Annotated in this window: 35 protein-coding genes and 1 pseudogene; 3 read left to right on the top strand and 33 right to left on the bottom strand. The window is 53.6% G+C overall.

The features are described from left to right. Positions 1 to 5 precede the first annotated feature (5 nt). Positions 6 to 2,234, bottom strand: a complete 2,229-nt coding sequence (locus GH656_RS02495; RefSeq protein WP_153074431.1) for a cytochrome c biogenesis protein ResB — start codon at positions 2,232 to 2,234, stop codon at positions 6 to 8. Between the two features lie 119 nt (positions 2,235 to 2,353). After that, positions 2,354 to 3,007, bottom strand: a complete 654-nt coding sequence (locus tag GH656_RS02490) for a c-type cytochrome (protein WP_153074430.1) — start codon at positions 3,005 to 3,007, stop codon at positions 2,354 to 2,356. A 208-nt stretch (positions 3,008 to 3,215) separates the two neighbouring features. Here GH656_RS02490 and yihA point away from each other — a divergent pair, with 208 nt between their 5' ends. Both yihA and hemB read left to right on the top strand, forming a co-directional pair. After that, positions 3,216 to 3,866 (top strand): ribosome biogenesis GTP-binding protein YihA/YsxC, encoded by a 651-nt coding sequence (gene yihA, locus GH656_RS02485; RefSeq protein ID WP_153074429.1) that lies wholly within the window; start codon positions 3,216 to 3,218, stop codon positions 3,864 to 3,866. Positions 3,867 to 4,063: 197 nt separating this feature from the next. Further along, complete coding sequence (hemB, locus tag GH656_RS02480) at positions 4,064 to 5,062, top strand: porphobilinogen synthase (RefSeq protein WP_153074428.1); 999 nt, start codon at positions 4,064 to 4,066, stop codon at positions 5,060 to 5,062. Positions 5,063 to 5,190: 128 nt separating this feature from the next. Here hemB and dsbD read toward each other — a convergent pair whose 3' ends face one another. Next, positions 5,191 to 7,044, bottom strand: a complete 1,854-nt coding sequence (gene dsbD, locus GH656_RS02475; RefSeq protein ID WP_153074427.1) for a protein-disulfide reductase DsbD — start codon at positions 7,042 to 7,044, stop codon at positions 5,191 to 5,193. 480 nt (positions 7,045 to 7,524) lie between these two features. On the opposite strand from dsbD, the gene GH656_RS18205 reads away from it, so the two are divergent. Continuing rightward, complete coding sequence (locus GH656_RS18205) at positions 7,525 to 7,938, top strand: integrase core domain-containing protein (RefSeq protein WP_153076522.1); 414 nt, start codon at positions 7,525 to 7,527, stop codon at positions 7,936 to 7,938. Here GH656_RS18205 and rplQ read toward each other — a convergent pair. The 30 genes and pseudogenes from rplQ to tuf all read right to left on the bottom strand — a co-directional run bounded on the left by rplQ (position 7,904) and on the right by tuf (position 23,849). Further along, the gene (gene rplQ / locus GH656_RS02465) at positions 7,904 to 8,299 is read right to left on the bottom strand and encodes a 50S ribosomal protein L17 (protein WP_153074426.1); all 396 of its coding nucleotides are present in this window, start codon (positions 8,297 to 8,299) and stop codon (positions 7,904 to 7,906) included. The genes GH656_RS18205 and rplQ overlap by 35 nt on opposite strands. Positions 8,300 to 8,431: 132 nt before the next feature. Beyond that, positions 8,432 to 9,409, bottom strand: coding sequence for a DNA-directed RNA polymerase subunit alpha (locus tag GH656_RS02460; protein ID WP_153074425.1), 978 nt, complete (start codon positions 9,407 to 9,409; stop codon positions 8,432 to 8,434). Between the two features lie 123 nt (positions 9,410 to 9,532). After that, positions 9,533 to 10,156, bottom strand: a complete 624-nt coding sequence (gene rpsD, locus GH656_RS02455; RefSeq protein WP_153074424.1) for a 30S ribosomal protein S4 — start codon at positions 10,154 to 10,156, stop codon at positions 9,533 to 9,535. Positions 10,157 to 10,302: 146 nt separating this feature from the next. Then, complete coding sequence (rpsK, locus tag GH656_RS02450; protein ID WP_153074423.1) at positions 10,303 to 10,707, bottom strand: 30S ribosomal protein S11; 405 nt, start codon at positions 10,705 to 10,707, stop codon at positions 10,303 to 10,305. 28 nt (positions 10,708 to 10,735) lie between these two features. Next, entirely contained in the window at positions 10,736 to 11,101 is a 366-nt protein-coding gene (gene rpsM / locus GH656_RS02445; RefSeq protein WP_153074422.1) for a 30S ribosomal protein S13, read from the bottom strand. Positions 11,102 to 11,142: 41 nt separating this feature from the next. Continuing rightward, a complete protein-coding gene (gene rpmJ / locus GH656_RS02440; RefSeq protein WP_004199844.1) occupies positions 11,143 to 11,259 on the bottom strand; it encodes a 50S ribosomal protein L36 in 117 nt (38 codons plus the stop codon). Between the two features lie 20 nt (positions 11,260 to 11,279). After that, positions 11,280 to 11,497: pseudogene (gene infA, locus GH656_RS02435) on the bottom strand (translation initiation factor IF-1). Positions 11,498 to 11,506: 9 nt separating this feature from the next. After that, a complete protein-coding gene (gene secY, locus GH656_RS02430; protein WP_153074421.1) occupies positions 11,507 to 12,853 on the bottom strand; it encodes a preprotein translocase subunit SecY in 1,347 nt (448 codons plus the stop codon). 46 nt (positions 12,854 to 12,899) lie between these two features. After that, positions 12,900 to 13,334 carry a 50S ribosomal protein L15 gene (gene rplO / locus GH656_RS02425; protein WP_153074420.1) on the bottom strand — a complete coding sequence of 145 codons (435 nt, stop codon included), beginning with the start codon at positions 13,332 to 13,334 and terminating at the stop codon, positions 12,900 to 12,902. 28 nt (positions 13,335 to 13,362) lie between these two features. Continuing rightward, complete coding sequence (gene rpmD / locus GH656_RS02420) at positions 13,363 to 13,545, bottom strand: 50S ribosomal protein L30 (RefSeq protein ID WP_153074419.1); 183 nt, start codon at positions 13,543 to 13,545, stop codon at positions 13,363 to 13,365. 15 nt (positions 13,546 to 13,560) lie between these two features. Then, complete coding sequence (rpsE, locus tag GH656_RS02415) at positions 13,561 to 14,079, bottom strand: 30S ribosomal protein S5 (protein WP_153074418.1); 519 nt, start codon at positions 14,077 to 14,079, stop codon at positions 13,561 to 13,563. A gap of 14 nt (positions 14,080 to 14,093) precedes the next feature. Beyond that, positions 14,094 to 14,459 carry a 50S ribosomal protein L18 gene (gene rplR, locus GH656_RS02410; RefSeq protein ID WP_153074417.1) on the bottom strand — a complete coding sequence of 122 codons (366 nt, stop codon included), beginning with the start codon at positions 14,457 to 14,459 and terminating at the stop codon, positions 14,094 to 14,096. Between the two features lie 12 nt (positions 14,460 to 14,471). Further along, positions 14,472 to 15,002, bottom strand: coding sequence for a 50S ribosomal protein L6 (rplF, locus tag GH656_RS02405; RefSeq protein ID WP_153074416.1), 531 nt, complete (start codon positions 15,000 to 15,002; stop codon positions 14,472 to 14,474). Between the two features lie 20 nt (positions 15,003 to 15,022). Further along, a complete protein-coding gene (rpsH, locus tag GH656_RS02400; protein WP_153074415.1) occupies positions 15,023 to 15,418 on the bottom strand; it encodes a 30S ribosomal protein S8 in 396 nt (131 codons plus the stop codon). Positions 15,419 to 15,432: 14 nt separating this feature from the next. Then, positions 15,433 to 15,738, bottom strand: coding sequence for a 30S ribosomal protein S14 (rpsN, locus tag GH656_RS02395; RefSeq protein ID WP_153074414.1), 306 nt, complete (start codon positions 15,736 to 15,738; stop codon positions 15,433 to 15,435). Positions 15,739 to 15,745: 7 nt separating this feature from the next. Next, positions 15,746 to 16,285 carry a 50S ribosomal protein L5 gene (gene rplE / locus GH656_RS02390; protein WP_153074413.1) on the bottom strand — a complete coding sequence of 180 codons (540 nt, stop codon included), beginning with the start codon at positions 16,283 to 16,285 and terminating at the stop codon, positions 15,746 to 15,748. A gap of 16 nt (positions 16,286 to 16,301) precedes the next feature. Beyond that, complete coding sequence (gene rplX, locus GH656_RS02385; protein WP_153074412.1) at positions 16,302 to 16,610, bottom strand: 50S ribosomal protein L24; 309 nt, start codon at positions 16,608 to 16,610, stop codon at positions 16,302 to 16,304. A gap of 9 nt (positions 16,611 to 16,619) precedes the next feature. Beyond that, positions 16,620 to 16,988 (bottom strand): 50S ribosomal protein L14, encoded by a 369-nt coding sequence (gene rplN, locus GH656_RS02380; protein ID WP_153074411.1) that lies wholly within the window; start codon positions 16,986 to 16,988, stop codon positions 16,620 to 16,622. Between the two features lie 288 nt (positions 16,989 to 17,276). Next, on the bottom strand, positions 17,277 to 17,549 hold the full coding sequence (rpsQ, locus tag GH656_RS02375; protein WP_153074410.1) for a 30S ribosomal protein S17: 273 nt from the start codon (positions 17,547 to 17,549) through the stop codon (positions 17,277 to 17,279). Further along, positions 17,546 to 17,740, bottom strand: a complete 195-nt coding sequence (gene rpmC / locus GH656_RS02370) for a 50S ribosomal protein L29 (RefSeq protein WP_007180130.1) — start codon at positions 17,738 to 17,740, stop codon at positions 17,546 to 17,548. The genes rpsQ and rpmC overlap by 4 nt, the downstream gene beginning before the upstream one ends. 10 nt (positions 17,741 to 17,750) lie before the next feature. Continuing rightward, a complete protein-coding gene (rplP, locus tag GH656_RS02365; protein ID WP_153074409.1) occupies positions 17,751 to 18,167 on the bottom strand; it encodes a 50S ribosomal protein L16 in 417 nt (138 codons plus the stop codon). A 2-nt stretch (positions 18,168 to 18,169) separates the two neighbouring features. Continuing rightward, positions 18,170 to 18,976 (bottom strand): 30S ribosomal protein S3, encoded by an 807-nt coding sequence (gene rpsC / locus GH656_RS02360; protein WP_153074408.1) that lies wholly within the window; start codon positions 18,974 to 18,976, stop codon positions 18,170 to 18,172. 11 nt (positions 18,977 to 18,987) lie between these two features. After that, entirely contained in the window at positions 18,988 to 19,317 is a 330-nt protein-coding gene (rplV, locus tag GH656_RS02355; protein WP_153074407.1) for a 50S ribosomal protein L22, read from the bottom strand. An 11-nt stretch (positions 19,318 to 19,328) separates the two neighbouring features. Continuing rightward, the gene (rpsS, locus tag GH656_RS02350; RefSeq protein WP_153074406.1) at positions 19,329 to 19,604 is read right to left on the bottom strand and encodes a 30S ribosomal protein S19; all 276 of its coding nucleotides are present in this window, start codon (positions 19,602 to 19,604) and stop codon (positions 19,329 to 19,331) included. Between the two features lie 10 nt (positions 19,605 to 19,614). Further along, entirely contained in the window at positions 19,615 to 20,442 is an 828-nt protein-coding gene (rplB, locus tag GH656_RS02345) for a 50S ribosomal protein L2 (RefSeq protein ID WP_153074405.1), read from the bottom strand. Positions 20,443 to 20,444: 2 nt separating this feature from the next. After that, positions 20,445 to 20,759 (bottom strand): 50S ribosomal protein L23, encoded by a 315-nt coding sequence (gene rplW / locus GH656_RS02340; protein WP_153074404.1) that lies wholly within the window; start codon positions 20,757 to 20,759, stop codon positions 20,445 to 20,447. Then, complete coding sequence (gene rplD, locus GH656_RS02335) at positions 20,756 to 21,376, bottom strand: 50S ribosomal protein L4 (RefSeq protein ID WP_153074403.1); 621 nt, start codon at positions 21,374 to 21,376, stop codon at positions 20,756 to 20,758. The genes rplW and rplD overlap by 4 nt, the downstream gene beginning before the upstream one ends. Next, positions 21,376 to 22,035 (bottom strand): 50S ribosomal protein L3, encoded by a 660-nt coding sequence (gene rplC / locus GH656_RS02330; RefSeq protein ID WP_153074402.1) that lies wholly within the window; start codon positions 22,033 to 22,035, stop codon positions 21,376 to 21,378. The genes rplD and rplC overlap by 1 nt, the downstream gene beginning before the upstream one ends. 184 nt (positions 22,036 to 22,219) lie before the next feature. Then, the gene (gene rpsJ / locus GH656_RS02325; protein WP_153074401.1) at positions 22,220 to 22,543 is read right to left on the bottom strand and encodes a 30S ribosomal protein S10; all 324 of its coding nucleotides are present in this window, start codon (positions 22,541 to 22,543) and stop codon (positions 22,220 to 22,222) included. Between the two features lie 115 nt (positions 22,544 to 22,658). Further along, a complete protein-coding gene (gene tuf / locus GH656_RS02320; RefSeq protein ID WP_153074390.1) occupies positions 22,659 to 23,849 on the bottom strand; it encodes an elongation factor Tu in 1,191 nt (396 codons plus the stop codon). Between the last annotated feature and the right edge of the window lie 3 nt (positions 23,850 to 23,852).

Below are 23,852 nucleotides of genomic sequence, written 5' to 3'. Positions count from 1 at the left end.
ATTTTTTATCGGGGGGTTGAATCGTGTGAGCCAGCAGAGGGTGCGCCGGTCGGCACGCCAGTCGTGCTGACGGCCTGATCTGTACCAGACGGATGAGTGCCGAGCGTCGCGCCAACAGCGGCGCGCGTCTGGGCGAACTCCTTGTCGAAATCCATTGTCTTGCGCGCGGTAGACATCGCCATGACAGCACTGGTGCCTTCGCCGCTGTCTTTGAGCCAGAGCCAGAGCCGCCGTTCGCGCACGTAGAACATCGAGAAGATGCCCACGACCAGCAGCAGGCTGCCAAGATACACGACTTTTTTGCCCGGCGCGCGAGTCAGCTGGAACACCGACGCCTGCACCTGTTTAAACGAATCAAGCTGCAAATAGACCGCTGATCCGTACAAAAAGCTGTCAGATATTGCATTAATGGCGCTTTGCACAAAGCGGCTGGATTCAGGGGCCGCGCTCATTGCCGGCTCATTCGCCTTCTCGCGGGCCAGTTGCCACAGATCCCAGAATGAGCCTTCCAGCATGCGCAGCAGCAAACCCGCTGCCTTTTCCTGCTCCGGCTTGGGCACCGAGCGGTCAATAAACGCCGCGATGGCCTGGAAGCCGCCGATGTTTTGCCCGGTTGGCGTCTTGCCCATGCTGTCGTCAGCACCGGAAAACAGCGTCAGCACACGCTGCGCGCTTTCTTCGAGATTGCGTTGCAACTCCGGATTGGCCGCAGGCACCGAGCGCCGGGCAAAACGCTTTGCCGCCTCCTCACGCAACGCCGGGCTTTCGAGCGCGGCCCGCAGCTTCATCCACTCGCCGACCGAGCCCGCTTCATCAGCCGGAATACGCAAATAGCGGAATGCATCGTTCGGATTAGCCCGCATCCCGGCAAGAAACATCCGCTCGCCCCCACCAACATCCACCGGCAGCATGTAGTTGTTGTACTCACGCGCCTGGCCGTCCTTGTCGCGCACCTTGTACTGCACCGAGGGACCAACGTTATGCAGATCAACGGGCCGGCTGGTTTTGGCACCGGAGCCAAGGCGCTCATCGAACGCTTCCTTAAGCGTCCGGTGTGCGGCCACTCCGCGCACATCAGCCGCACCGTTGCCGTTCGAGATGTTTTCAACATTGATTGCACGGAAATCGGTGAATTCAACCGTTTCCCCCTTCGTCCCCCGCAGGTTCGACATGAGCGGCGCAGAACCGCCAATCGCGCCGCCGAACGGCGTTGCCGCGGCACTCTCACCACTCATCGGCCAGGCCGTCATTTCCATTTGCGAACCGCCATCCTGGAAACTCGATTGATAGATCGAGATGCCCTCGTAGGTGAACGGCTTGTTCACTTCGACCCGAGCCGGAATACGCTCCCCGGTCTTGCGGTCGATCACGACGATATCGCTGGCAAAGAGCTTCGGCATGCCCGTCGAGTAGTAATCGACGATGAATTTTTTCAATTCGATAGAAAAGGGCAAATCCTGGATCAGCGAGCCGGTTGGCTGGTTCAGGATCGCGGTCGACACATGCTGGCCTTCAGGCACCCAGGCATAGCCACGGAACGACGGATTGGATTGTGCGAGACGGTGTTCAGACGGAATGTCGTTGATCACCATGTTGCTGTTGACCGGTGTTTTGTCGAACAACCACATTTGCAGCTTGATCGGCAAATTGCTGTCGAGCAGACCACCGATACAGATCACCACGATGGCAACGTGCGCAAAGATGTAGCCAATTTTGGTCAACGCCCCGCGCTTGGCGGCAATCAGCGTGGCACCGTCACGCTCGCGCACGACAAACTTGTAACCCAGCTTGCCCAGCAGCCTGGAGAGAACCTCGGTGGTATGGGCCCGCGAACCCTGTGCGACGAACTCCGCCTTGTGGTGGAAGGCCCGCAGGCTGCCTTCACGCACTTTGTCCTTCCAGCTTTTCATGTCCACGATCATCTTCGGCGCGTTACGGATCACGCAAAGCGAGACCGACACCATCAAAAAGCCGAGGATCAGCATGAACCACCACGCGCTGTACACGTTGTAGAGCGTTAGTGAGCGAAAGATATCGGCCCAGAACGGGCCGAACTGATTGACATAGTTGGGATATGGATCGTCTTGCGTCAGCACCGTCCCGATCACGCTCGCAATCGACAGAATGACGAGCAACGCAACCGCAAAACGCATGGAACTCAATAATTCGACCGTGCGCTTAGACATACGCTGGCCTGGCTTCAACGAAACATCCGACGACTGGGTAACGCTCATTCAAACTCCTGCTGACAGCAAAAAAGGGTGTTGGGCGACCGTTATCACGCGTCGCCCCCACCCTTTTCTTATTTTTACCGGCCCCGAAGCGCCGCCTGCATTGGCCTGCGGACCAGCGATTAATGCAGGCCCGCGATGTAATCGGCTACCGCCTTGATTTCTTTATCGGACAAACGCTGTGCGGTGGCATGCATCGGTTCGTTGTTATTGCGCCCCCCAGGCCCTTGCTGGAACGCGACCAATTGCGCTGCAACATAGTCTGCCCACTGCCCGGACAAGCGCGGATACTGCGACGGGATACCCTGGCCGGTTGGCCCATGGCAGCTGGCGCAGGCTGGCACGCCCCTCTCAGCGATTCCGCCACGGTAAATTTTTTGACCGAGCGCCAGCGTTTCCTTGTTATGCGCATACCCGGGCTTAGCCACCTGTGACGCATAAAAAGCAGAAACGTTGATCATGTCCTGTTCGGAAAGGGCCGCAGCCATGCCCGCCATAATCGGGTTGTTGCGCGCAGCCTGTTTGGCACCTGGCTGAGTTTTGTAGTCCTTCAACTGCTTGACCAGATATTCAGGATGCTGCCCGGCCAGTTTAGGGAAAGCCCCGCCAGCGCTATTGCCATCTGCACCGTGACACGAAGCGCAAACCTGCGCTGCAATAGCCTGCCCCCGGTTGAGATCAGGCTTCACCGGATCTGCCGCGTGCGCCTGTGCGACTAAAACTGAAAGACCTGCCGCCGTGTGAAGTACCACCAGAAACTTGCCCAGTCGGTTCATTCGCGCACCCTGTCTCGTCTTGTGGGAATTAGAGCTTTGACAACATACGACGGTAACCGGGCCACTGCATGAGCTGATCTGCCTCGCCCCGCAAACCCTTTAGGTAAACCATCGTATTGTACAATAACCCGCTAATCACGAAGACGCCAGTCAGGCATGTCCCGCCCCCACTTCGGGCCATCGTGGCGTCTCATCTTCTGGCCTGCCCATGTCCTTCCTGCTCCACCAGTCCCGCTTCTTTACCACCGTCAATCACTTGCGTGATTTGCCGGCAACACCGCAACCAGAAGTCGCCTTTGCCGGCCGCTCAAACGCAGGAAAATCAACGGCCATCAACATTCTGTGCAACCAGAAGCGTCTTGCATTTGCCAGTAAAACGCCTGGACGCACGCAGCACATCAACTATTTCTCGGTCGGCCCAGCCGATGAGCCAACCGCCCATCTGGTCGACCTGCCCGGCTACGGTTACGCCGAAGTGCCACACGATGCCAAGGCTCACTGGGAAGCATTACTGTCGATGTATCTACAGTCGCGCGCGCAATTGCGCGGGATGATTCTAATGATGGATTCCCGCCGGCCACTCACCGATCTCGACCGGCGCATGATCGAATGGTTTGCGCCCACTGGCAAACCCATTCACACACTCCTCACGAAGAGCGACAAACTGACGCGGCAAGAAAGCGTCAATGCGTTACGCGCGACGCAAAAAGGCCTAGCCGAGTACCGCACGGCAGGCTATCAGGGCGAACTGACCGCGCAGCTTTTTTCGGCGCTTAAACGCGTCGGAATTGAGGAAGCACACGAGCACCTCGAGCGCTGGCTCGCTCCAAGCGCAAATGACGTTCCGGCAAGCGCTTAATCAGCGCATATAAAAAAACCCGCCGTTAATGACGGCGGGCCAAAGAGCCTAATCGAAAACGACAGGCACCCGCTCAGGAAGGAGAAGCGGGGAGGTCAGCGCAGCGCGCCTTGCTCGGGCGATATCATATACCATCGTCTCGAAAAATTTCCGGCACCCGGAAACAGCCTTTTTCCACCGCATTCACCCAATCTGACATGAGCATCTACCCTCACTACCGCCCGCGCCGCATGCGCCGCGACGACTTCTCACGTCGCTTGATGCGAGAAAACACCCTGAGCGTCAACGACCTGATCTATCCCGTATTCATTACGGAAGGGACCAACGTGCGGCAAGCCGTGCCTTCGATGCCAGGCGTCGAACGGGTTTCGGTCGATTTACTGCTGGGCGTTGCTGAGCAGTGCGTCAAACTGGGCGTACCCGTACTGTCGCTGTTCCCCGTTATCGAGCCATCACTAAAAACACCCGACGGCCGCGAAGCAACCCGCGCGGAAGGATTGATTCCCCGAGCAGTGCGCGAGCTTAAAAAACACTTCCCGGATCTTGGCGTGCTGACCGACGTCGCACTCGACCCCTACACAAGCCACGGCCAGGACGGCGTACTCGACGAATCCGGCTATGTAATTAACGACGAAACCGTTGAAATTCTCGTTGAACAGGCACAAGTCCAGGCTGCGGCGGGAGTCGATATCGTGGCACCGTCCGACATGATGGACGGGCGTATCGGTGCAATCCGCGAAATGCTGGAAAGCGAAGACTATGTCCATACGCGAATCATGGCTTACTCGGCCAAATTTGCTTCGGCATTCTATGGACCGTTCCGTGATGCCGTGGGCTCCGCGACAAACCTCGGCAAGAGCAACAAGATGACTTACCAGATGGACCCCGCCAACTCTGACGAAGCGCTCCGCGAAGTGCGCGCCGACATTGAAGAAGGTGCGGATATGGTGATGGTCAAGCCTGGCATGCCCTACCTGGATATCGTGCGTCGCGTGAAAGATGAGTTCCGCTTTCCGACGTATGTGTACCAGGTGAGTGGCGAATACGCGATGCTCAAGGCTGCCGCACAAAACGGCTGGCTAGATCATGACAAAGCAATGATGGAGTCTCTGCTGGCATTTAAACGCGCGGGAGCAGACGGCATCCTGACCTACTTCGCACTGGATGCAGCACGGATTCTTCAAGCGCCAAAGTAAGCAAGTAGCACGGCAATCCATGCCGTAAGCCACGGGTGGTATCTGCTGTATGCAAAAAAAGGAGGTGCCCAAATGAGTGAACGGGGGCACCTCCTTTTTGATTACGTCGACTGAGAAAAAAACTGGCGCTAATTAGTCACACGCTCCAGGCTACGCAGGAATTTATCCGCTGACTCGTAGCCAACCACACGCATGACTTCTTTCCCGTCCTGATCGAAGAAAATAATCCCCGGCGGGCCGAACAGTTTGAAACGTTTGAGTAGCGCCTGGTCATCGGGACTATTCGCAGTGACATCGGCCTGCACCAAATCAAACGACTTTAGTGCGGCAACCACACGTGGATCAGAAAACGTAAATTTCTCCATTTCTTTGCAGCTCACGCACCAGTCCGCGTAAAAATCGAGCATGACTCGTTTCGGCGATGCAGCGAGCACCTGGTCCAGCTCGGCGGATGAGCGCACCGGCGCAAACGCCAGTGCGCCGTGAGCCTTAACGCCCGGCGCAGGCGCAGTAGAAGCACCGGCAAGCGGCACAAACACCGCCAGAGGGCGCAGCGGGTCACCAGAGCCCCCGGCCAGCCCAGCCAGCATGAATCCAGCCCAGATTAGACAAAGCACACTGAACCCGCGTGCCAAACGTCGCCAGATTGAACTGCCAGCCGTGAATGGCAGCCCAAACCCGAGGCTAGCGGCCACGACCAGCAACCACAGCACACCAAGCAACATAAGCGCGGTTTCATCCAGCACCGGCCACACGATCCACAACGCCGCGGCGAGCAACATCACGCCGAAGAAAACCTTCACGCTATTCATCCAGGCACCCGCGCGCGGCAATAATGCCCCCGCGCCCAGCCCAATCAACAACAACGGCACACCCAGACCGACTCCCATCGCAAATAATGCAGCACCACCAAGCAGCGCATTGCCGGTATGAGCGATAAAGGCCAGCACAGCAAACAGCGGTGCCGTCATGCAGGCACCGACCACCAACGCAGAAAGCGCGCCCATCACCGCGACCGCAAAAAATTTTCCGCCGGAATGACGCGCCGAGGTCCGCGAAACACTGTCTTGCCAGCGTGCAGGCAGCGAGATATCTATCCCACCCATCAACAGCAATGCAAATGCGCTCAACAAAACGCCGAAAGCACCGAGCACCCATGGGTTTTGCAACCACGCACCAAGACTCTGGCCAACAAGCGCAGCGGCAACCCCCAAAGCGGTATAAACCAGCGCCATGCCAAGAACATAGGACAGCGACAGCGAAAACCCACGCGCTCGCGTAACCCGGGCACCCTCGCCAATGATGATCGCCGAAAGAATCGGGATCATCGGGTACGAACAAGGCAGAAGGCTCAGCACCAGACCAGCGAGAAAATACAAGCCGATGATGCCGAGAAAACCACCACCCTGTAGTAAGGATTGCGCGTAATCCAGACTAGTCGCCCGCTCGTACCAAGGCATGTCACCGGTTACGGCAGATATCGCGCCAGATTCGCCAGTCGTCGCTGACGCGCCTTGCAATGCGGCCCCACTCACCCGGTAACTATGTTCAGCAGGCGGGTAGCAAATGCCCGCATCGGCACACCCTTGCGACGTCACAACCAGATCGAATGGGCCCGCAGCCTGCTCGACCGGTACATGTATTGTCAAATCATGGCGATATGTTTCGACGTCTTTCTGAAACGTCTGGTCAAACTTGATCTTCCCATCGGGCAGTTGCGCTGCACCAAGCGTCGCGCTCCCATTACGGACTGCAAAAGCAAATTGTTCACGGTACATGTAGTAACCGTCAGCGATCTTGAAATGGACATCAATACCGCCAGTCCGTTGTTCCGCGCTAAATTTAAATGCATCGGCCGGATCGAGAAACTCGTCAGCGGCAAACGCCTGACTCAGCGAAAGCGATACAAGAACAAAACAGGACACAATCAGTGCCAAATTGACGCGCACAACGCGCGCATAGCGAGAGATTGAATTAAGCATGGGAAGAACGTTGAGTTTCCCCGAGAACCCATTAGCCACAGCGCCCAGATGCGAACGCTTGCGACTGAATGACTTCGGGATTGCTAGAGGAAGGCCGAAACGATCAAATATCCGGACCTTAAACGACGTATGGAGATACGCCGGCCGTTTCGATCTGTCGTTACCAGTACCCTGGGTAAACTGTTCCCGGCCAGATGACGCCTGTGACCTTGTTTAACGAAAATTTGAAAGAGGCCATCCTAACACTTTGTCCACAAAGCCATATTTCAGGCACATCGACAGGCCGGCTTGATGGAAGCCACTACGAACCTCCCCTCCAGCATCGGGATCGGGCTAGCACTCTTCGGAAAAACCGATTAAGCGACGCTCAAAACAAGCAACGCAATTAATTGGCTGATGCGCAGACTAAACGCGTAATCACCGCACCTCGCATTTGCCGGCAAGGCACTCGATGCATGGGCTCACGAGCATGACGTCAGGCTGCAATTCATCAGGCCCAGCAGCCCCGTGGAAAAAGCGCACATCGAGAGCTTAAATGGACGACTGCGCGAAAAGTGTTTAAACCAGCGCGCGTTCATCAGCCTTGATAACGCACGCGAACGTATTGAGGCCTGGCGAGTCGACTACAACACGGTTCGTCCGCATAGCACCCTCGGACAACTGGCACCGAACCAATTCCAGCATTGCATCAACCGAAAACCTGCCCGCTACCTAACTTGCGAATGGTGTACTCGGTGGGGTAAGGTCACTCGCACGGTCGGCGCCCAACTTACGCTAACAAAAACACTTTCCTCTCATTGCGCGGATAAAAAGCAAAAAGCCAGGTCGAAACCTGGCTTTTTGTTGGAGTCAGTCGAGCTTACTCGGCTTCACTCACGTTTTCTTCTTCAGTGATTTCCGGACGATCGAGCAACTCAACCAAAGCCATCGGCGCGTTGTCACCCACACGGAAACCAAACTTCAAAACGCGCAGGTAACCACCTGGGCGGGTTTCGTAACGTGGGCCGAGCACTTCGAAAAGCTTCGTTACTGAATCACGGTCGCGCAGACGATTGAACGCGAGACGACGATTGGCCAGTGAAGGCTTTTTACCGAGCGTAATCAAAGGCTCGAGGACTTTGCGCAGCTCTTTTGCCTTAGGCAACGTTGTCTTGATGACTTCGTGCTGAATGACCGAGTTACACATATTACGGAGCATTGCCAGACGGTGACTGCTCGTGCGGTTCAGTTTCCGCAAACCATGACGGTGACGCATTTTAGTTTCCTGGATTTAAAGTTTTGGTCCAGCTCTTCTATCGCACCTTTTGAGGTACACGGGCCGGTATAGAAACAGCAAGACGCGGATTTTAAAACAAAATCCGCGTCTGTGCCACTATCGCTACAGCGCTTACTTGTCGAGACCAGCCGGCGGCCAGTTTTCGAGCTTCATGCCGAGAGTCAGCCCTCGGGAAGCCAACACTTCCTTGATCTCATTCAACGACTTGCGACCAAGATTTGGTGTTTTCAGCAACTCATTTTCTGTACGCTGAATCAAATCGCCGATGTAGTAGATATTCTCTGCTTTCAGGCAATTTGCCGAACGAACAGTCAACTCAAGGTCATCCACCGGACGCAACAGAATCGGATCAATCTGCGGTGCACGTGACGGCGCTTCAGCCATCGCCTCAGTACCTTCAAGCGCAGCAAACACCGACAATTGATCGACCAGAATACGTGCCGCTTGGCGAATCGCTTCCTCTGGTGAAATCACACCATTGGTTTCGATATTCATCACCAGCTTATCGAGATCAGTACGCTGCTCTACGCGAGCGTTTTCAACCGAATAGCTGACACGCTGAACAGGCGAAAACGACGCATCCAGCACAATCCGGCCAATGATTTTGCCGGATTCGTCCCCATACTGGCGAACATTTCCTGGCACGTATCCACGGCCTTTCTCAATCTTAATCTGTACATCCAGGCTTCCGCCCTTGGATAAATGCGCAATCACATGATCAGGGTTAATCACCTCGCAATCGTGAGCCAGCTCGATATCACGTGCAGTAACAACACCTTCACCATCTTTACGCAAAGAAACCGTGACTTCATCGCGGTTATGCAGCTTGAATACAACCCCTTTCAGGTTCAGTAACAGATTGACTACGTCTTCCTGTACACCATCCAGCGTTGAATATTCATGAACTACACCAGCGATTGTGACTTCGGTCGGAGCATAACCGAGCATTGAAGACAGCAACACACGCCGAAGCGCATTTCCCAAGGTATGACCATAGCCACGTTCAAACGGCTCCATGACCACTTTTGCATGACTTTCGCCGAGGGACTCAACAGCGATAATCTTGGGTTTCAACAAACTGGTTTGCATAGGGTTTCCTTTCCAATACCCTCGGCTCGTTACACCGATAAGGCTGACCGGCAACAACCTGAAAATAAACAGCCGAAGTCACCCCTTGCACTTGGCAACCAGGTACTTCGGCTGTAAATACGATTAGCGCGAATACAATTCGACAATCAGGCTTTCATTGATATCGCCAGCAATATCGCTGCGTTCCGGCATTTGCTTGTATATGCCTTCAAACTTCTTCGCATCGACTGATACCCAGCTAGCCAGACCACCTTGCTCAGCCAGCGACAAGGACTCAGCAATCCGGACCTGCTTTTTAGCCTGCTCACGAATAGCAACCACATCGCCTGCCTTAACTTGCGCAGAAGGAATGTTGGTTACCACGCCATTCAGCAGGATCGCCTTGTGGCTAACGAGCTGACGAGCCTCAGCACGTGTTGAGCCAAAGCCCATACGGTAAACAACGTTATCGAGACGCGACTCCAGCAATTGCAGCAGGTTTTCACCCGTATTACCTTTACGACGGTCGGCATCTGCAAAATAACGGCGGAACTGACGCTCCAGCACACCGTAAATACGCTTCACTTTTTGCTTTTCACGCAACTGGGTACCGTAGTCTGACGTACGTGCACCAGAAGTACGACCATGCTGACCTGGCTTGCTATCAAGCTTGCATTTATCAGCCAGGGAGCGACGAGCGCTTTTCAGGAAAAGATCGGTGCCTTCACGACGGGAAAGCTTGGCCTTGGGGCCGATATAGCGTGCCACGTTGCATTCCTTCTAGATTAATCACGTGAATTTCACTTCACGCTAGTTCGTACCCGACGGGACGAACGGTGGGCTTAGTTAAATCCATAACGCACACAACCTGCTATCGCTAAAAGCGACAGCAGGTGCGAAACAAAAACAACGTCTTAAATACGACGACGTTTCGATGGACGGCAACCGTTATGTGGAACAGGCGTCACGTCAGAAATTGCCGTGATTTTGATTCCAAGGCCATGGAGAGCCCGAACGGCTGATTCGCGGCCAGGGCCAGGGCCCTTGATGCGAACTTCAAGGTTCTTTACACCGTATTCCATTGCAACACGTCCAGCCGATTCGGCTGCGACCTGAGCTGCAAACGGAGTCGATTTACGTGAACCCTTGAAACCCTGACCACCTGACGTAGCCCAAGCAAGTGCATTGCCTTGGCGATCGGTGATTGTAATGATGGTATTGTTAAACGAAGCATGAACGTGAACTACACCTTCCGCTACGTTTTTCTTAACCTTTTTGCGAACGCGTTGCGCCGCAGAGTTGTTCGAAGCCTTAGCCATTACATTTCCCTGTAACTGTCAGTTCCGCTTACTTCTTCAGCGATTGCGCTGCACGACGCGGACCCTTGCGGGTACGGGCATTAGTACGCGTACGCTGTCCACGCAGGGGCAAGCCCTTGCGATGCCGCACACCACGATAGCAACCGAGATCCATCAGACGCTTGATGCTCATTGTGGTTTCACGACGTAAGTCGCCTTCCACTATGAACTTGCCGACTTCTTCACGCAGCTTTTCGAGATCTGCGTCGTTCAGGTCTTTGACCTTTTTCGAAAATGCCACACCAGCGGCGACGCAGATACCGCGTGAGCGCGTGCGACCAATACCGTAAATTGCCATCAAGCCAATTTCAGTATGCTGGTGATTCGGGATATTAACCCCTGCGATACGAGCCATTGTTTTTCCTCAAACAAAAAGCGCTAGCAAAAGCGCGGCTTTCAGCCTTGACGCTGTTTGTGGCGCGGATCAGAACTGCAAATCACCCGCACAACGCCTTTGCGCTTGATGATCTTACAATTGCGACAAATGCGCTTAACCGATGCCATCACTTTCATGATATTACCCTTTTTCTAAATCACTTCGCCCGGAACACGATCCGCGCATGCAACAAATCGTAGGGCGCTAGTTCAACCGTGGCTTTATCGCCTGACAAAATTCGGAAGAAATTACACCGAATACTGTCAGATGTGTGCCCCAGTACAACATGGACATCCTCTAACCCAGTTCAAAATTCGCACCAGGTAGATTTTGGGTGACGTCATCGTGAAGCAAGATCACGCCACTTTTGACCATCCAATTTTTTTACCGCGTCGGAACATTTCCACCCTTGAAGTTTGCTTTCTTCAACAGCGATTCATATTGTTGCGACATGACATAAGACTGTACCTGCGCCATGAAATCCATCGTGACAACCACAATAATGAGTAGTGATGTGCCACCAAAATAAAACGGGACATTCCAGCGTAACACCAAGAGTTCTGGCAGCAAGCAAACGAAGACGATGTAAATAGCACCGGCAAGCGTCAAGCGAGTCAAGATGCGGTCAATATATCTAGCGGTCTGGTCACCAGGACGAATGCCAGGGACGAAAGCACCGCTTTTCTTCAGGTTATCCGCCGTTTCTCTGCTATTGAAAACCAATGCAGTATAGAAAAAGCAGAAAAACACGATAGCCAGCGCATACAACAACACATAAACAGGCTGGCCTGGCTTAAGCGCCTCAGCAACATTATGCAACGTGTCAGCCAGCCAGCCAGTGCGCGTTCCGGAATTAAACCAGCTAAGAAGCGTTGCCGGAAACAGAATGATCGACGATGCAAAGATCGGTGGGATCACGCCCGACATATTCAGCTTCAACGGCAAATGTGATGACTGACCGCCGTAAATCTTATTCCCTACCTGACGCTTAGCGTAATTCACCAGAATTTTACGTTGACCGCGCTCAATGAACACAACCAAGTACGTCACAGCGGCAATCAGAAATACCACAAGAATCGCTGAGACCGGCCCCATCGAACCGGTTCGCACCAATTCAAACAAACCAGCAATCGCGTTAGGAAATCCGGCTGCAATCCCACCAAAGATGATGATCGAAATGCCGTTACCTAAACCCCGCTCCGTAATCTGCTCACCCAACCACATCAAAAATATGGTTCCAGTCACCAGAGTAACTACAGTCGTCAACCTGAACACCAAACCTGCTTCCATTACGAGGCCAGGCTGATTTTCTAGTGCAACAGCAATTCCAAATGCCTGAAACGTTGCTAGCAAAACGGTGAAAATACGCGTGTATTGCGTTATCTTTCGCTGCCCTGCCTGCCCTTCTTTTTTTAACGCTTCCAGTTGCGGCGAGACAATCGCCAGCAACTGCATAATGATCGATGCCGAAATATACGGCATGATGCCTAGCGCAAAAATTGTGAAACGCGAAAGCGCTCCCCCTGAAAACATGTTGAACATGCCCAGGATTCCGCCAGACTGACTTTGGAACAACTTCGCCAGTTGATCCGGATCAATGCCCGGAACCGGAATATGCGCTCCGATACGATAGACGACCAAAGCCAGAAGCAGAAATATCGCGCGCCTACGTAAATCGGCGAACTTCCCTCCACTTCGGCCTGGTTTTACAAGACTCGGGCTGTTAGCCAAGTACTTTCTCCGATGCAAATGCTAGTAACGGCAAACGATTAGTCCGTTACTCAGAAAAAGAACCACCCGCTGCCTCAATCGCAGCGCGTGCACCCTTGGTCGCACCCAAGCCCTTTACTACGATCTTCCGCTTCAATTCACCTGTAGCGATGATTTTCGCGCTTTTCGTCAGCTCGCTAACCAGCCCAGCTTGCTTCAACGCAAGCAAATCAACTTCGTCAACAGGCAATTTTTCCAAATCGGAAAGGCGAACTTCACCTACAAATTCGCGCGTCAGCGAGGTAAAACCACGCTTTGGCAAACGACGTTGCAAAGGCATTTGACCGCCTTCGAATCCGACTTTATGAAAACCGCCTGAACGCGATTTTTGACCTTTATGGCCCCGGCCTGCTGTTTTACCAAGCCCAGAACCAATGCCGCGCCCAACCCGACGCTTTGCATGCTTTGCGCCAGCAGCAGGCTTAAGGTTATTCAGTTCCATTTCAACTCCTTGAGTCCTGATCAGACGCTTAGCTGATGACCTTAACAAGGTACGAAACCTTGTTGATCATTCCACGGACTGCGGGTGTGTCCTCCAACTCGCTAATTGAGTTAAGACGACGCAAACCCAAGCCACGAATCGTTGCACGATGTGTCTCACGCGTGCCAATCAGGCTTTTGACGAGCTGAACTTTGACAGTTTTTTCAGACATGGTAACCACCTGGGCTTAACCCAAAATATCTTCGACGGACTTACCACGCTTCGCGGCGATATCACCCGGTGTTGATTGCTTACGCAAACCATCGAGTGTTGCACGCACGAGGTTGTAAGGGTTAGTCGAACCGTGGCTCTTAGCCACAACGTTCTGCACGCCCATCACATCGAACACTGCGCGCATTGGACCGCCTGCGATCACGCCGGTACCGTCTTTCGCCGGAGCGAGAAGGACCATTGATGCGCCGTGCTTACCATGCACTTCGTGTTGAAGCGTACCGTTTTTAAGAGGCACCTTAAACATATTCCGACGAGCTTGTTCCATTGCTTTTTGCACAGCAACTGGGACTTCCTTCGCCTTGCCTTTACCCATTCCGACGCGACCATCACCATCGCCAACCACGGTCAGTGCGGCGAAACCGAGAATCCGGCCACCCTTAACTACCTTGGTTACGCGATTGACCGCAATCATCTTTTCACGAAGGCCGTCGTCGCGTTCGTCAGCCTGAACTTTCGCTTGCATCTTTGCCATGACGAATTCTTCCCTTAGAACTTAAGTCCGGCTTCGCGCGCCGCATCGGCCAGCGCTTTAATGCGGCCGTGGTAGCGAAAACCTGAACGGTCAAAGGCGACGGATTCGATGCCGGCAGCCTTAGCCTTTTCTGCAATACGTTTACCGATCAGAATCGCGGCAGAGACGTTACCGCCCTTCCCCGTTTTATCAGCAAGTTCCGCACGCACTTCGGCTTCAAGCGTTGATGCGCTAGCAAGCACCTTAGTGCCGCACGGCGAGAACACCTGCGCGTAAATGTGCGTATTGGTCCGATGCACAGCAAGACGCGCGACCTGTAACTCAGCGATCTTGATGCGTGTCTGACGAGCGCGGCGCAGGCGAGATTGGTTCTTATCCATGTTTGCGCACCTTTACTTCTTCTTCGTTTCTTTGAGGGCCACAACCTCGTTGGCATAGCGCACACCCTTGCCTTTATAAGGCTCTGGCGGACGATAGCCCCGCACTTCTGCAGAGACTTGGCCAACTTGTTGCTTGTTGATTCCCTTGATCACGATTTCGGTCTGCGATGGGGTTTCAGCCTTGATACCTTCCGGCATCTGATGCACCACTGGGTGTGAAAAACCCAGTGACAAATTCAGCTTATCGCCTTGCGCTTGAGCACGATAACCAACGCCTACCAGCGTTAGCTTGCGCTCAAAGCCCTTCGTCACACCAAGCACCATGTTTGCAACCAGTGCACGCATCGTACCCGTCATCGCATTGGCTTCGCGGCTGTCATCAGCGGGTGCGAAAACCAGAGTGCTGCCCTCAACCTTGATAATTACCAGAGGATTCGCATTTTGCGAAATCGTACCCAGCGGCCCTTTTACGATGATTTTCTCGTCGCTCAGAACCACTTCTGCGCCTTCTAGCGCTACCGGGCTTTTACCTACTCGAGACATGTTTCTCTCTCCTTTCGGCTTTAAGCGACGTAGCAGATGACTTCGCCGCCAACGCCTGTAGCGCGTGCCTTGCGATCTGTCATCACGCCTTTCGGTGTAGACACAATTGCTACCCCGAGGCCATTCATAACCACCGGGATGTCATTGTGACCGCGATAAACCCGGAGGCCTGGTTTCGAGACACGTTCAATACGCTCGATTACAGGGCGACCGGCATAATATTTCAAAACAATACGTAATTCAGATTTCGCACCTTCAGACTTCACTGCGAAATCGTCAATGTAGCCTTCGTCCTTCAGAACTTGCGCAATCGCAACCTTGACTTTTGACGAGGGCATCACTACCGAAACTTTCTCAACCATCTGCGCATTGCGGATGCGAGTCAGCATATCGGCGATAGGATCACTCATGCTCATTTACGTTTCTCCTATTACCAGCTCGCCTTGGTCAGGCCAGGGATTTCGCCACGAAACGCGATTTCACGAATCTTGTTTCGCGCCAGTCCGAATTTACGGAACGTGCCACGTGGGCGACCCGTGATCGCGCAACGGTTACGTTTGCGAGTCGGATTTGAATTGCGCGGAAGCTGTTGCAATTCCAGACGAGCTGCATAACGCTCTTCATCTGATTTGCCCGCATCATCAATGATCGCTTTCAGCTCAGCGCGCTTGGGAGCGTACTTAGCAGCAAGGCGCGCACGCTTCTTTTCACGTTCGATTAGTGCCAGTTTAGCCACGGTAACCTCAGTTTCTGAACGGGAACTTGAAGCTGGCGAGCAACGCCTTTGCTTCATCGTCAGTCTTCGCTGTCGTCGTAATGCTGATATTCAGCCCACGCAACGCGTCGATCTTGTCGTAATCGATTTCGGGGAAAATAATCTGCTCTTTCACGCCGATGTTGTAATTGCCACGACCATCAAATGCACGACCAGATACGCCACGGAAATCGCGCACACGAGGCAGCGCAACCGTCACAAAGCGATCCAGGAATTCGTACATCGCCTGGCCACGCAAGGTAACCATCGCCCCAATTGGGTAGCCTTGACGAATCTTGAAGCCCGCAATTGCCTTGCGCGCTTTTGTAATTACTGGCTTTTGCCCAGCAATTTTGGTCAGATCGCCAACCGCATTTTCAATGATTTTCTTGTCAGCCACAGCTTCACCAAGACCCATATTCAACGTGATCTTGGTAATGCGAGGCACTTCCATTACAGATTTGTATCCGAACTTCTCAACAAGACCGGGCACAACCTTTTCTTTGTAAAACTCTTGTAGACGAGCCATTTTTTACTCCGCAGCGTCAGACGCTCAGCTCGACACCAGTAGTCTTAAGGAACCGTACCTTCCTGTCCCCTTCGACCTTGATGCCAACACGTGAGGCCTTGCCATTCGCGTCAACCAGTGCGACGTTCGAAATATGCAACGGCATCGTTTTGGCTTCCACACCACCCGCTGTACCTTTCATCGGGTTTGGCTTCACATGTTTCTTGACGAGATTAATACCCTCGACCGTCACATGCTGATCACCAACGGATAGCACAATGCCGCGCTTGCCTTTATCTTTTCCGGTGATAATGATTACTTCATCACCTTTACGAATCTTGTTCATCTCGACTCCTCACAGCACTTCCGGTGCCAACGAGACGATTTTCATGAATCGCTCGCTACGCAACTCGCGCGTGACCGGCCCGAAAATCCGGGTGCCGATAGGCTCAAGCTTGGCATTCAACAATACAGCGGCATTGCTATCAAATTTGATCAGCGAGCCATCCTGACGGCGCACACCCTTAGCGGTTCGAACCACTACGGCGTTGTAAATCTCGCCCTTTTTAACGCGCCCGCGCGGCGTTGCCTCTTTGACGGTGACTTTAATGATGTCGCCGATGTTGGCATAACGACGCTTCGAGCCGCCGAGCACCTTGATGCACAATACTTCACGCGCACCCGTGTTATCGGCCACTTCAAGCCGAGTTTCGGTCTGGATCATGGTTTATCTTTCCCAACTTAATCCGGCTACACCACCATGGCGCACCCGGTCAGTCTTGGTCCCGTCAGCCTATCAGCTGCTTGGGTTAGAACAGCAGCGACGGCAAACGAAACCCGCCATCGCAATCCGGTGAATCTTTCGGAACAGGCTGGCGCCCGACCCGCTTCCCCCACCAACTTCGCCCGCGACGGGGCTCCCACAAAGAGGGAAGACCGAAATTATAACAAATAATCTCGGTCTTGCAAGCAAAATATACAGCACTTCAGCTTTTTCTACTATATCGCGACATTAGATGACGCGAGCAGCCTCAAGCAAACGCGACACAGTCCATGCTTTCGTCTTGGAAATCGGACGAGTTTCCTGGATCTCAACGAGGTCACCCTCGTTAAACGTGTTCGCATCGTCGTGAGCATGATACTTTTTCGATCGCACGACATACTTGCCGTAAATCGGGTGCTTCACACGATGCTCAACCAGCACGGTGACCGTCTTGTCCATCTTGTTGCTAACGACCTTGCCGACCAGCGTCCGCTTGAGCGAGGTTTTTACGCTATCGTTCATTTCTGGTTCGCCTTCTCAGTCAGGACGGTCCGCACGCGAGCTATATCACGACGAACCTTCTTCAACTGACTCGTGTTCGTGAGTTGCTGCGTCGCAAGCTGCATGCGCAGACCGAATTGCGCCTTCAACAGGTCCGACAGCTCCTTGTTGAGCGCGGCCTGATCTTTCTGGTGAAGTTCGGAAGCCTTCATCATTTACTCCTTAGGCACCGAGCTGACGCACGATAAACGTTGTCTTAAGCGGCAGCTTCGCTGCAGCCAGACGGAACGCTTCGCGTGCCAGCTCTTCAGTTACGCCGTCCATTTCGTACAGCATCTTACCCGGTTGAATCTCTGCGACGTAGTACTCAGGGTTACCTTTACCGTTACCCATACGCACTTCAGCCGGCTTTTGCGAGATTGGCTTGTCCGGGAATATACGAATCCAGATACGGCCGCCACGCTTGATGTGACGAGTCATCGCCCGACGCGCCGATTCAATCTGACGCGCGGTGAGACGACCACGACCGATGGCTTTCAGGCCAAACTCACCAAATGACACCGCATTACCACGGGTGGCAATACCGGTGTTGCGACCCTTTTGCTCTTTGCGATACTTTCTGCGTTTCGGTTGCAGCATCGTTATTCTCCAGTCTTCCCGTCAGTACCGGCTGCGCCAGCACGACGAGGAGCACCACGGCGCGCACCTGCAGGAGCTCCGCCCTCACCATCACGGCGCGGACGACGATCACCACCTGGACGAGCATTACGGCGCGGGCGTTTTTCTTCGGCTACTTCTTCTACAGCCGGCAGGTCGTTACGGCCAAGAGTGTCGCCCTTGTAAACCCATACCTTCACACCGATAATGCCGTAGGTTGTTTTCGCTTCCGACGTTGCGTAATCAATATCAGCACGCAGCGTATGAAGTGGTACGCGACCTTCGCGGTACCACTCTGTACGGGCAATCTCAATCCCATTCAGACGTCCAGCGCTCATAATTTTGATACCCTGAGCGCCAAGTCGCATGGCATTTTGCATTGCACGCTTCATTGCGCGACGGAACATGATACGACGCTCAAGCTGCTGAGTAATCGAATCGGCAATCAGTTGTGCATCGGTTTCTGGTTTACGGATTTCTTCGATATTGACGTGGACCGGCACGCCCATGCGGCGTTGCAGCTCCGACTTCAACAACTCAATATCCTCACCCTTCTTGCCGATCACCACACCTGGACGCGAACTATAAATCGTGATCCGCGCATTTTTCGCCGGACGCTCGATAACAACTCGACCAACCGACGCGTTTTTCAGCTTTTTCTTCAGATACTCACGAACACCGATGTCTTCCTGAAGCATCCCCGCAAAATTGGTATTGTTCGCGTACCAACGCGATGCCCAATTGCGGCTGACAGCCAAGCGGAAGCCAGTCGGATGAATTTTTTGTCCCATCGTATGACCCCTTAATTCCCGACTGTCACAGTGATGTGACAGGATTGCTTCTCGATGCGGTTACCACGGCCTTTAGCGCGCGCAGTAAAACGTTTGAGAGATGCCGCTTTATCAATGTAGATGCTCGTAATCTTGAGCTCATCAATATCAGCACCTTCGTTATGCTCCGCATTCGCGATTGCCGACAGCACGACTTTTTTCACGATTCCCGCAGCCTTCTTTGGCGAGAACGTAAGAACGTTCAACGCCTTGTCGACCGGCAAACCGCGGATCAGGTCAGCCACAAGGCGCGTTTTTTGCGCCGAGATGCGGGCACCGCGATGAATTGCTTTCACTTCCATCTGATAGCCCCTTATTTCTTGGCCTTCTTGTCGGCTGCGTGACCCTTGAACGTCCGGGTCAAAGCAAACTCGCCAAGCTTATGGCCGACCATATTTTCCGAGATATACACCGGAACGTGTTGACGGCCGTTATGCACAGCTATCGTCAAACCAATGAAGTCCGGCAGAATCGTTGAACGACGCGACCAGGTTTTAATCGGTTTTTTGTCGCGATTTGCTGCAGCTGCCTCAACCTTCTTCAGCAAATGGGCGTCGCAGAACGGACCTTTTTTTACAGAACGTGCCATTGCCTACTCCTTAACGCTTGTGACGGCGCTGAACGATCATCGTCGTAGTGCGCTTGTTGCTACGGGTGCGATAACCCTTCGCAGGCGTACCCCACGGGCTTACAGGATCACGCCCTGCTGCCGTCTTGCCTTCACCACCACCGTGCGGGTGATCCACCGGGTTCATAGCAACGCCGCGAACTGTCGGACGAATACCGCGCCAACGATTTGCACCAGCCTTGCCGATTTGGCGCAGGCTATGCTCTTCGTTACCCACTTCACCGATCGTTGCACGGCATTCGATATGAACCCGACGAATTTCGCCTGAACGCAACCGAACTTGAGCGTAGGTACCTTCACGAGCCAGCAACATCGCTGATGTTCCGGCCGAGCGCGCCATTTGCGCACCCTTACCCGGCAACATCTCGATGCAATGGATCGTTGTCCCAACCGGAATATTCCGGATAGGCAAAGCGTTACCCGAACGAATCGGCGCTTCAGAACCAGACATCAACGGCTGGCCAACAACTGCACCCTTGGGGGCGATGATGTAACGCCGCTCACCATCTGCGTACAGAAGTAGCGCAATGTTTGCGCTACGATTTGGATCGTACTCAAGACGCTCGATTTTTGCCGGAATACCATCTTTGGTCCGACGAAAATCAATCATACGGTAATGCTGCTTGTGACCACCACCCTTGTGACGCGTCGTGATGTGACCGTTATTGTTACGGCCGGCGGTCACGCTTTGCGGAGACAACAAAGGAGCAAATGGTTTGCCCTTATGCAGATCCTTGTTAACCACCTTGACCATCGCACGACGGCCGGGCGAAGTCGGTTTAACTTTAACGATTGCCATGATTACTTGGCCTCCGCTTCAAAGTTGATTTCCTGACCAGGCTTCAGGCACACGTAAGCTTTTTTGATATCCTTGCGCTTACCCATGAAGCGACCAAAACGCTTGGCCTTACCCTTGGCAACCAGCACGTTGACCGAATCCACTTCCACTTTGAATAAAAACTCAACTGCCGCTTTTACTTCGTGTTTCGTGGCATTCGGAGCAACTTCGAATACTACTTGCTCATTTTTGTCTGCTACGAGTGTCGCCTTTTCGGAGATCACTGGCGCGAGCAGAACCTGCATCAAACGATGATCGTTCTTGCGAATCTCACTCATGACAGCAACTCCTCGATCTGGGCAACCGCAGCCTTCGTGATCAAGATCTTCTTGAAATAGATCAATGAAAGCGGGTCAGCGTATCGCGGCTCAACAACCGCCACATGGGCGAGATTGCGTGACGCGAGATACAGGTTTTCGTCAACCGTATCGGTAATTACCAATACAGATTCGAGCCCCATCGCTTTGAATTTCTCGGCAAGCAGCTTTGTCTTGGGCGCTTCGAGCGTCATCTCGTCAACGACCGCTATACGACCTTCACGAGCCAACTGAGAAAAGATCGAGCAGAGACCTGCGCGATGCATTTTCTTGTTTACCTTGTGTGAAAAATTTTCTTCGGGCGAATTCGGGAAAATGCGACCACCGCCACGCCACAACGGGCTTGACGACATACCAGCACGAGCACGGCCCGTACCTTTTTGCCGCCATGGCTTTTTAGTCGTGTGCTTAACTTGCTCACGGTCTTTTTGCGCGCGATTGCCGCTACGTGCGTTAGCCTGGTATGCAACGACAACCTGGTGAATCAAGGCTTCGTTGTAGTCACGACCAAACACCACGTCCGACGCACTCATTGCCGCGCCTTCCTGACCATTTGCATTCAGGAGCTTAAGTTCCATTATTTCGCTCCTTTCACAGCATGCGCTTTCACTGCCGGCGTCACAAAAACCATGCCGCCCTTGGCACCAGGAATGGCACCTTTAATCAGCAGGAGTTTGCGGTCAGCATCAATGCGAGCGATTACCAAGTTTTGCACCGTCACCGTTTCGTCACCCATATGACCGGTCATGCGCTTACCCGGAAATACACGACCCGGATCCTGCGCCATACCGATCGAGCCCGGCACATTGTGCGAGCGCGAGTTACCGTGCGATGCCCGGCCAGATGCGAAGTTATAACGCTTGATCGTACCGGCATAGCCCTTACCGATCGACACGCCTTGCACGTCAACCTTTTGGCCTACTTCGAAAAGATCAACATCAATGATCGCGCCATTCGACAGCTCGGCGGCCTTCGCAGCGTCGATCTGGAATTCTTTGAGGATCTCACCGGCTTCAACGCCAGCTTTGGCAAGATGACCTGCCAGCGGCTTTTTCACGCGCGAACGGCGGCGCTTGCCGAATGCAACCTGAACGGCTATGTAGCCATCGGTTTCAACAGTCTTGATCTGCGTCACGCGGTTGTCGGACACGTCCAGCACAGTAACGGGAATTGAATCCCCATCCACCGTGAAGATACGGGTCATGCCAACCTTGCGACCTACAAGTCCAAGGCTCATCGTTTTCTCCATTCCCGACTGCGATTGGTCGGGGCTAAATTACAAAATGCAGACACTCACCCACTGGCTAGCGCTGACTTTTTTGTGCAAATGCACGAAAAGCCTCGCATTATAGCTAGGCTCTTCCTTTTTCGCAAGCAATCAATGACTTAGCGACACCGTCAAATTCGGCTCCACAAAATGCTTATTGCAGCTTGATTTCAACGTCGACGCCAGCAGGAAGATCGAGCTTCATTAATGCGTCAACCGTCTTGTCTGTCGGATCAACGATGTCGATCAAACGTTGGTGCGTGCGAATTTCGAGCTGATCACGCGAAGTCTTATTGACGTGCGGCGAGCGAAGAATATCGAAACGCTGAATACGGGTCGGCAGTGGTACTGGGCCACGGATAATTGCACCAGTCCGCTTCGCGGTCTCGACGATTTCAGCAGCCGACTGGTCAATCAGCTTGTAGTCGAACGCTTTAAGGCGAATACGGATTTTTTGCTGCTGTTGCTGTTGTTGCATGGCCATTCCTTAAAAAGAACGAGGCGGTATTGCGCCGCCATATATAAAAGAGCATGAGGATGAGCCTTTGTACAGATACAAACGCTCATCCCCTGGCACACATCTACAAACTGGTTTACTCGATGACTTTAGCGACGACACCGGCACCGACGGTACGACCACCTTCACGGATAGCAAAGCGCAGGCCTTCTTCCATCGCGATCGGCGCAATCAGCTTAACCGTGATCGACACGTTATCGCCAGGCATCACCATCTCTTTGTCCGCCGGCAACTCGATCGAACCCGTTACGTCCGTTGTACGGAAATAGAACTGCGGGCGATAGTTATTGAAGAATGGCGTATGACGACCACCTTCGTCCTTGCTCAGCACATACACTTCAGCCGTGAAATGCGTGTGCGGCGTGATCGAACCCGGCTTGGCCAAAACCTGACCACGCTCAACATCTTCACGCTTCGTGCCGCGCAACAAAATACCGACGTTGTCGCCCGCCTGACCCTGATCAAGCAGCTTGCGGAACATTTCTACGCCCGTGCATGTCGTCTTGACTGTTGGCTTGATACCGATGATTTCGATTTCTTCACCAACCTTCACAATGCCGCGCTCAATACGCCCCGTCACCACCGTGCCACGGCCCGAAATCGAGAACACGTCTTCCACAGGCATCAGGAATGCGCCATCCACCGCACGCTCCGGCGTCGGGATGTAGGTATCCAGCGCATCCGCCAGACTCAGGATCGCCACTTCACCCAGTTCGCCCTTGTCGCCTTCCAGCGCCAGCTTGGCCGAACCCTTGACGATCGGTGTATCGTCACCCGGGAAGTCGTACTTCGACAGAAGCTCACGCACTTCCATTTCGACGAGCTCAAGTAACTCAGCGTCATCCACCATGTCGCACTTGTTCAGGAACACGATGATGTACGGCACGCCAACCTGGCGCGCCAGCAGGATGTGTTCACGTGTCTGCGGCATCGGGCCGTCTGCAGCCGAGCACACCAGAATCGCGCCATCCATCTGCGCGGCACCCGTAATCATGTTCTTCACATAGTCAGCGTGACCCGGACAATCGACGTGTGCGTAGTGACGATTTGCCGTCTCATATTCCACGTGCGCTGTATTGATCGTGATACCACGCGCCTTTTCTTCCGGTGCCGCATCGATCTGGTCATACGCCTTTGCTTCACCGCCAAACTTCGCCGTCAGAACCGTCGTGATCGCTGCCGTCAGCGTTGTCTTGCCGTGGTCGACGTGCCCAATCGTGCCCACGTTGACGTGCGGCTTTGTCCGTTCAAATTTACCTTTAGCCATTTT

This window comes from Paraburkholderia bonniea, from assembly GCF_009455625.1.
Lineage (GTDB): Bacteria > Pseudomonadota > Gammaproteobacteria > Burkholderiales > Burkholderiaceae > Paraburkholderia > Paraburkholderia bonniea.
This window is presented reverse-complemented; position numbering and strand designations above follow the sequence as displayed.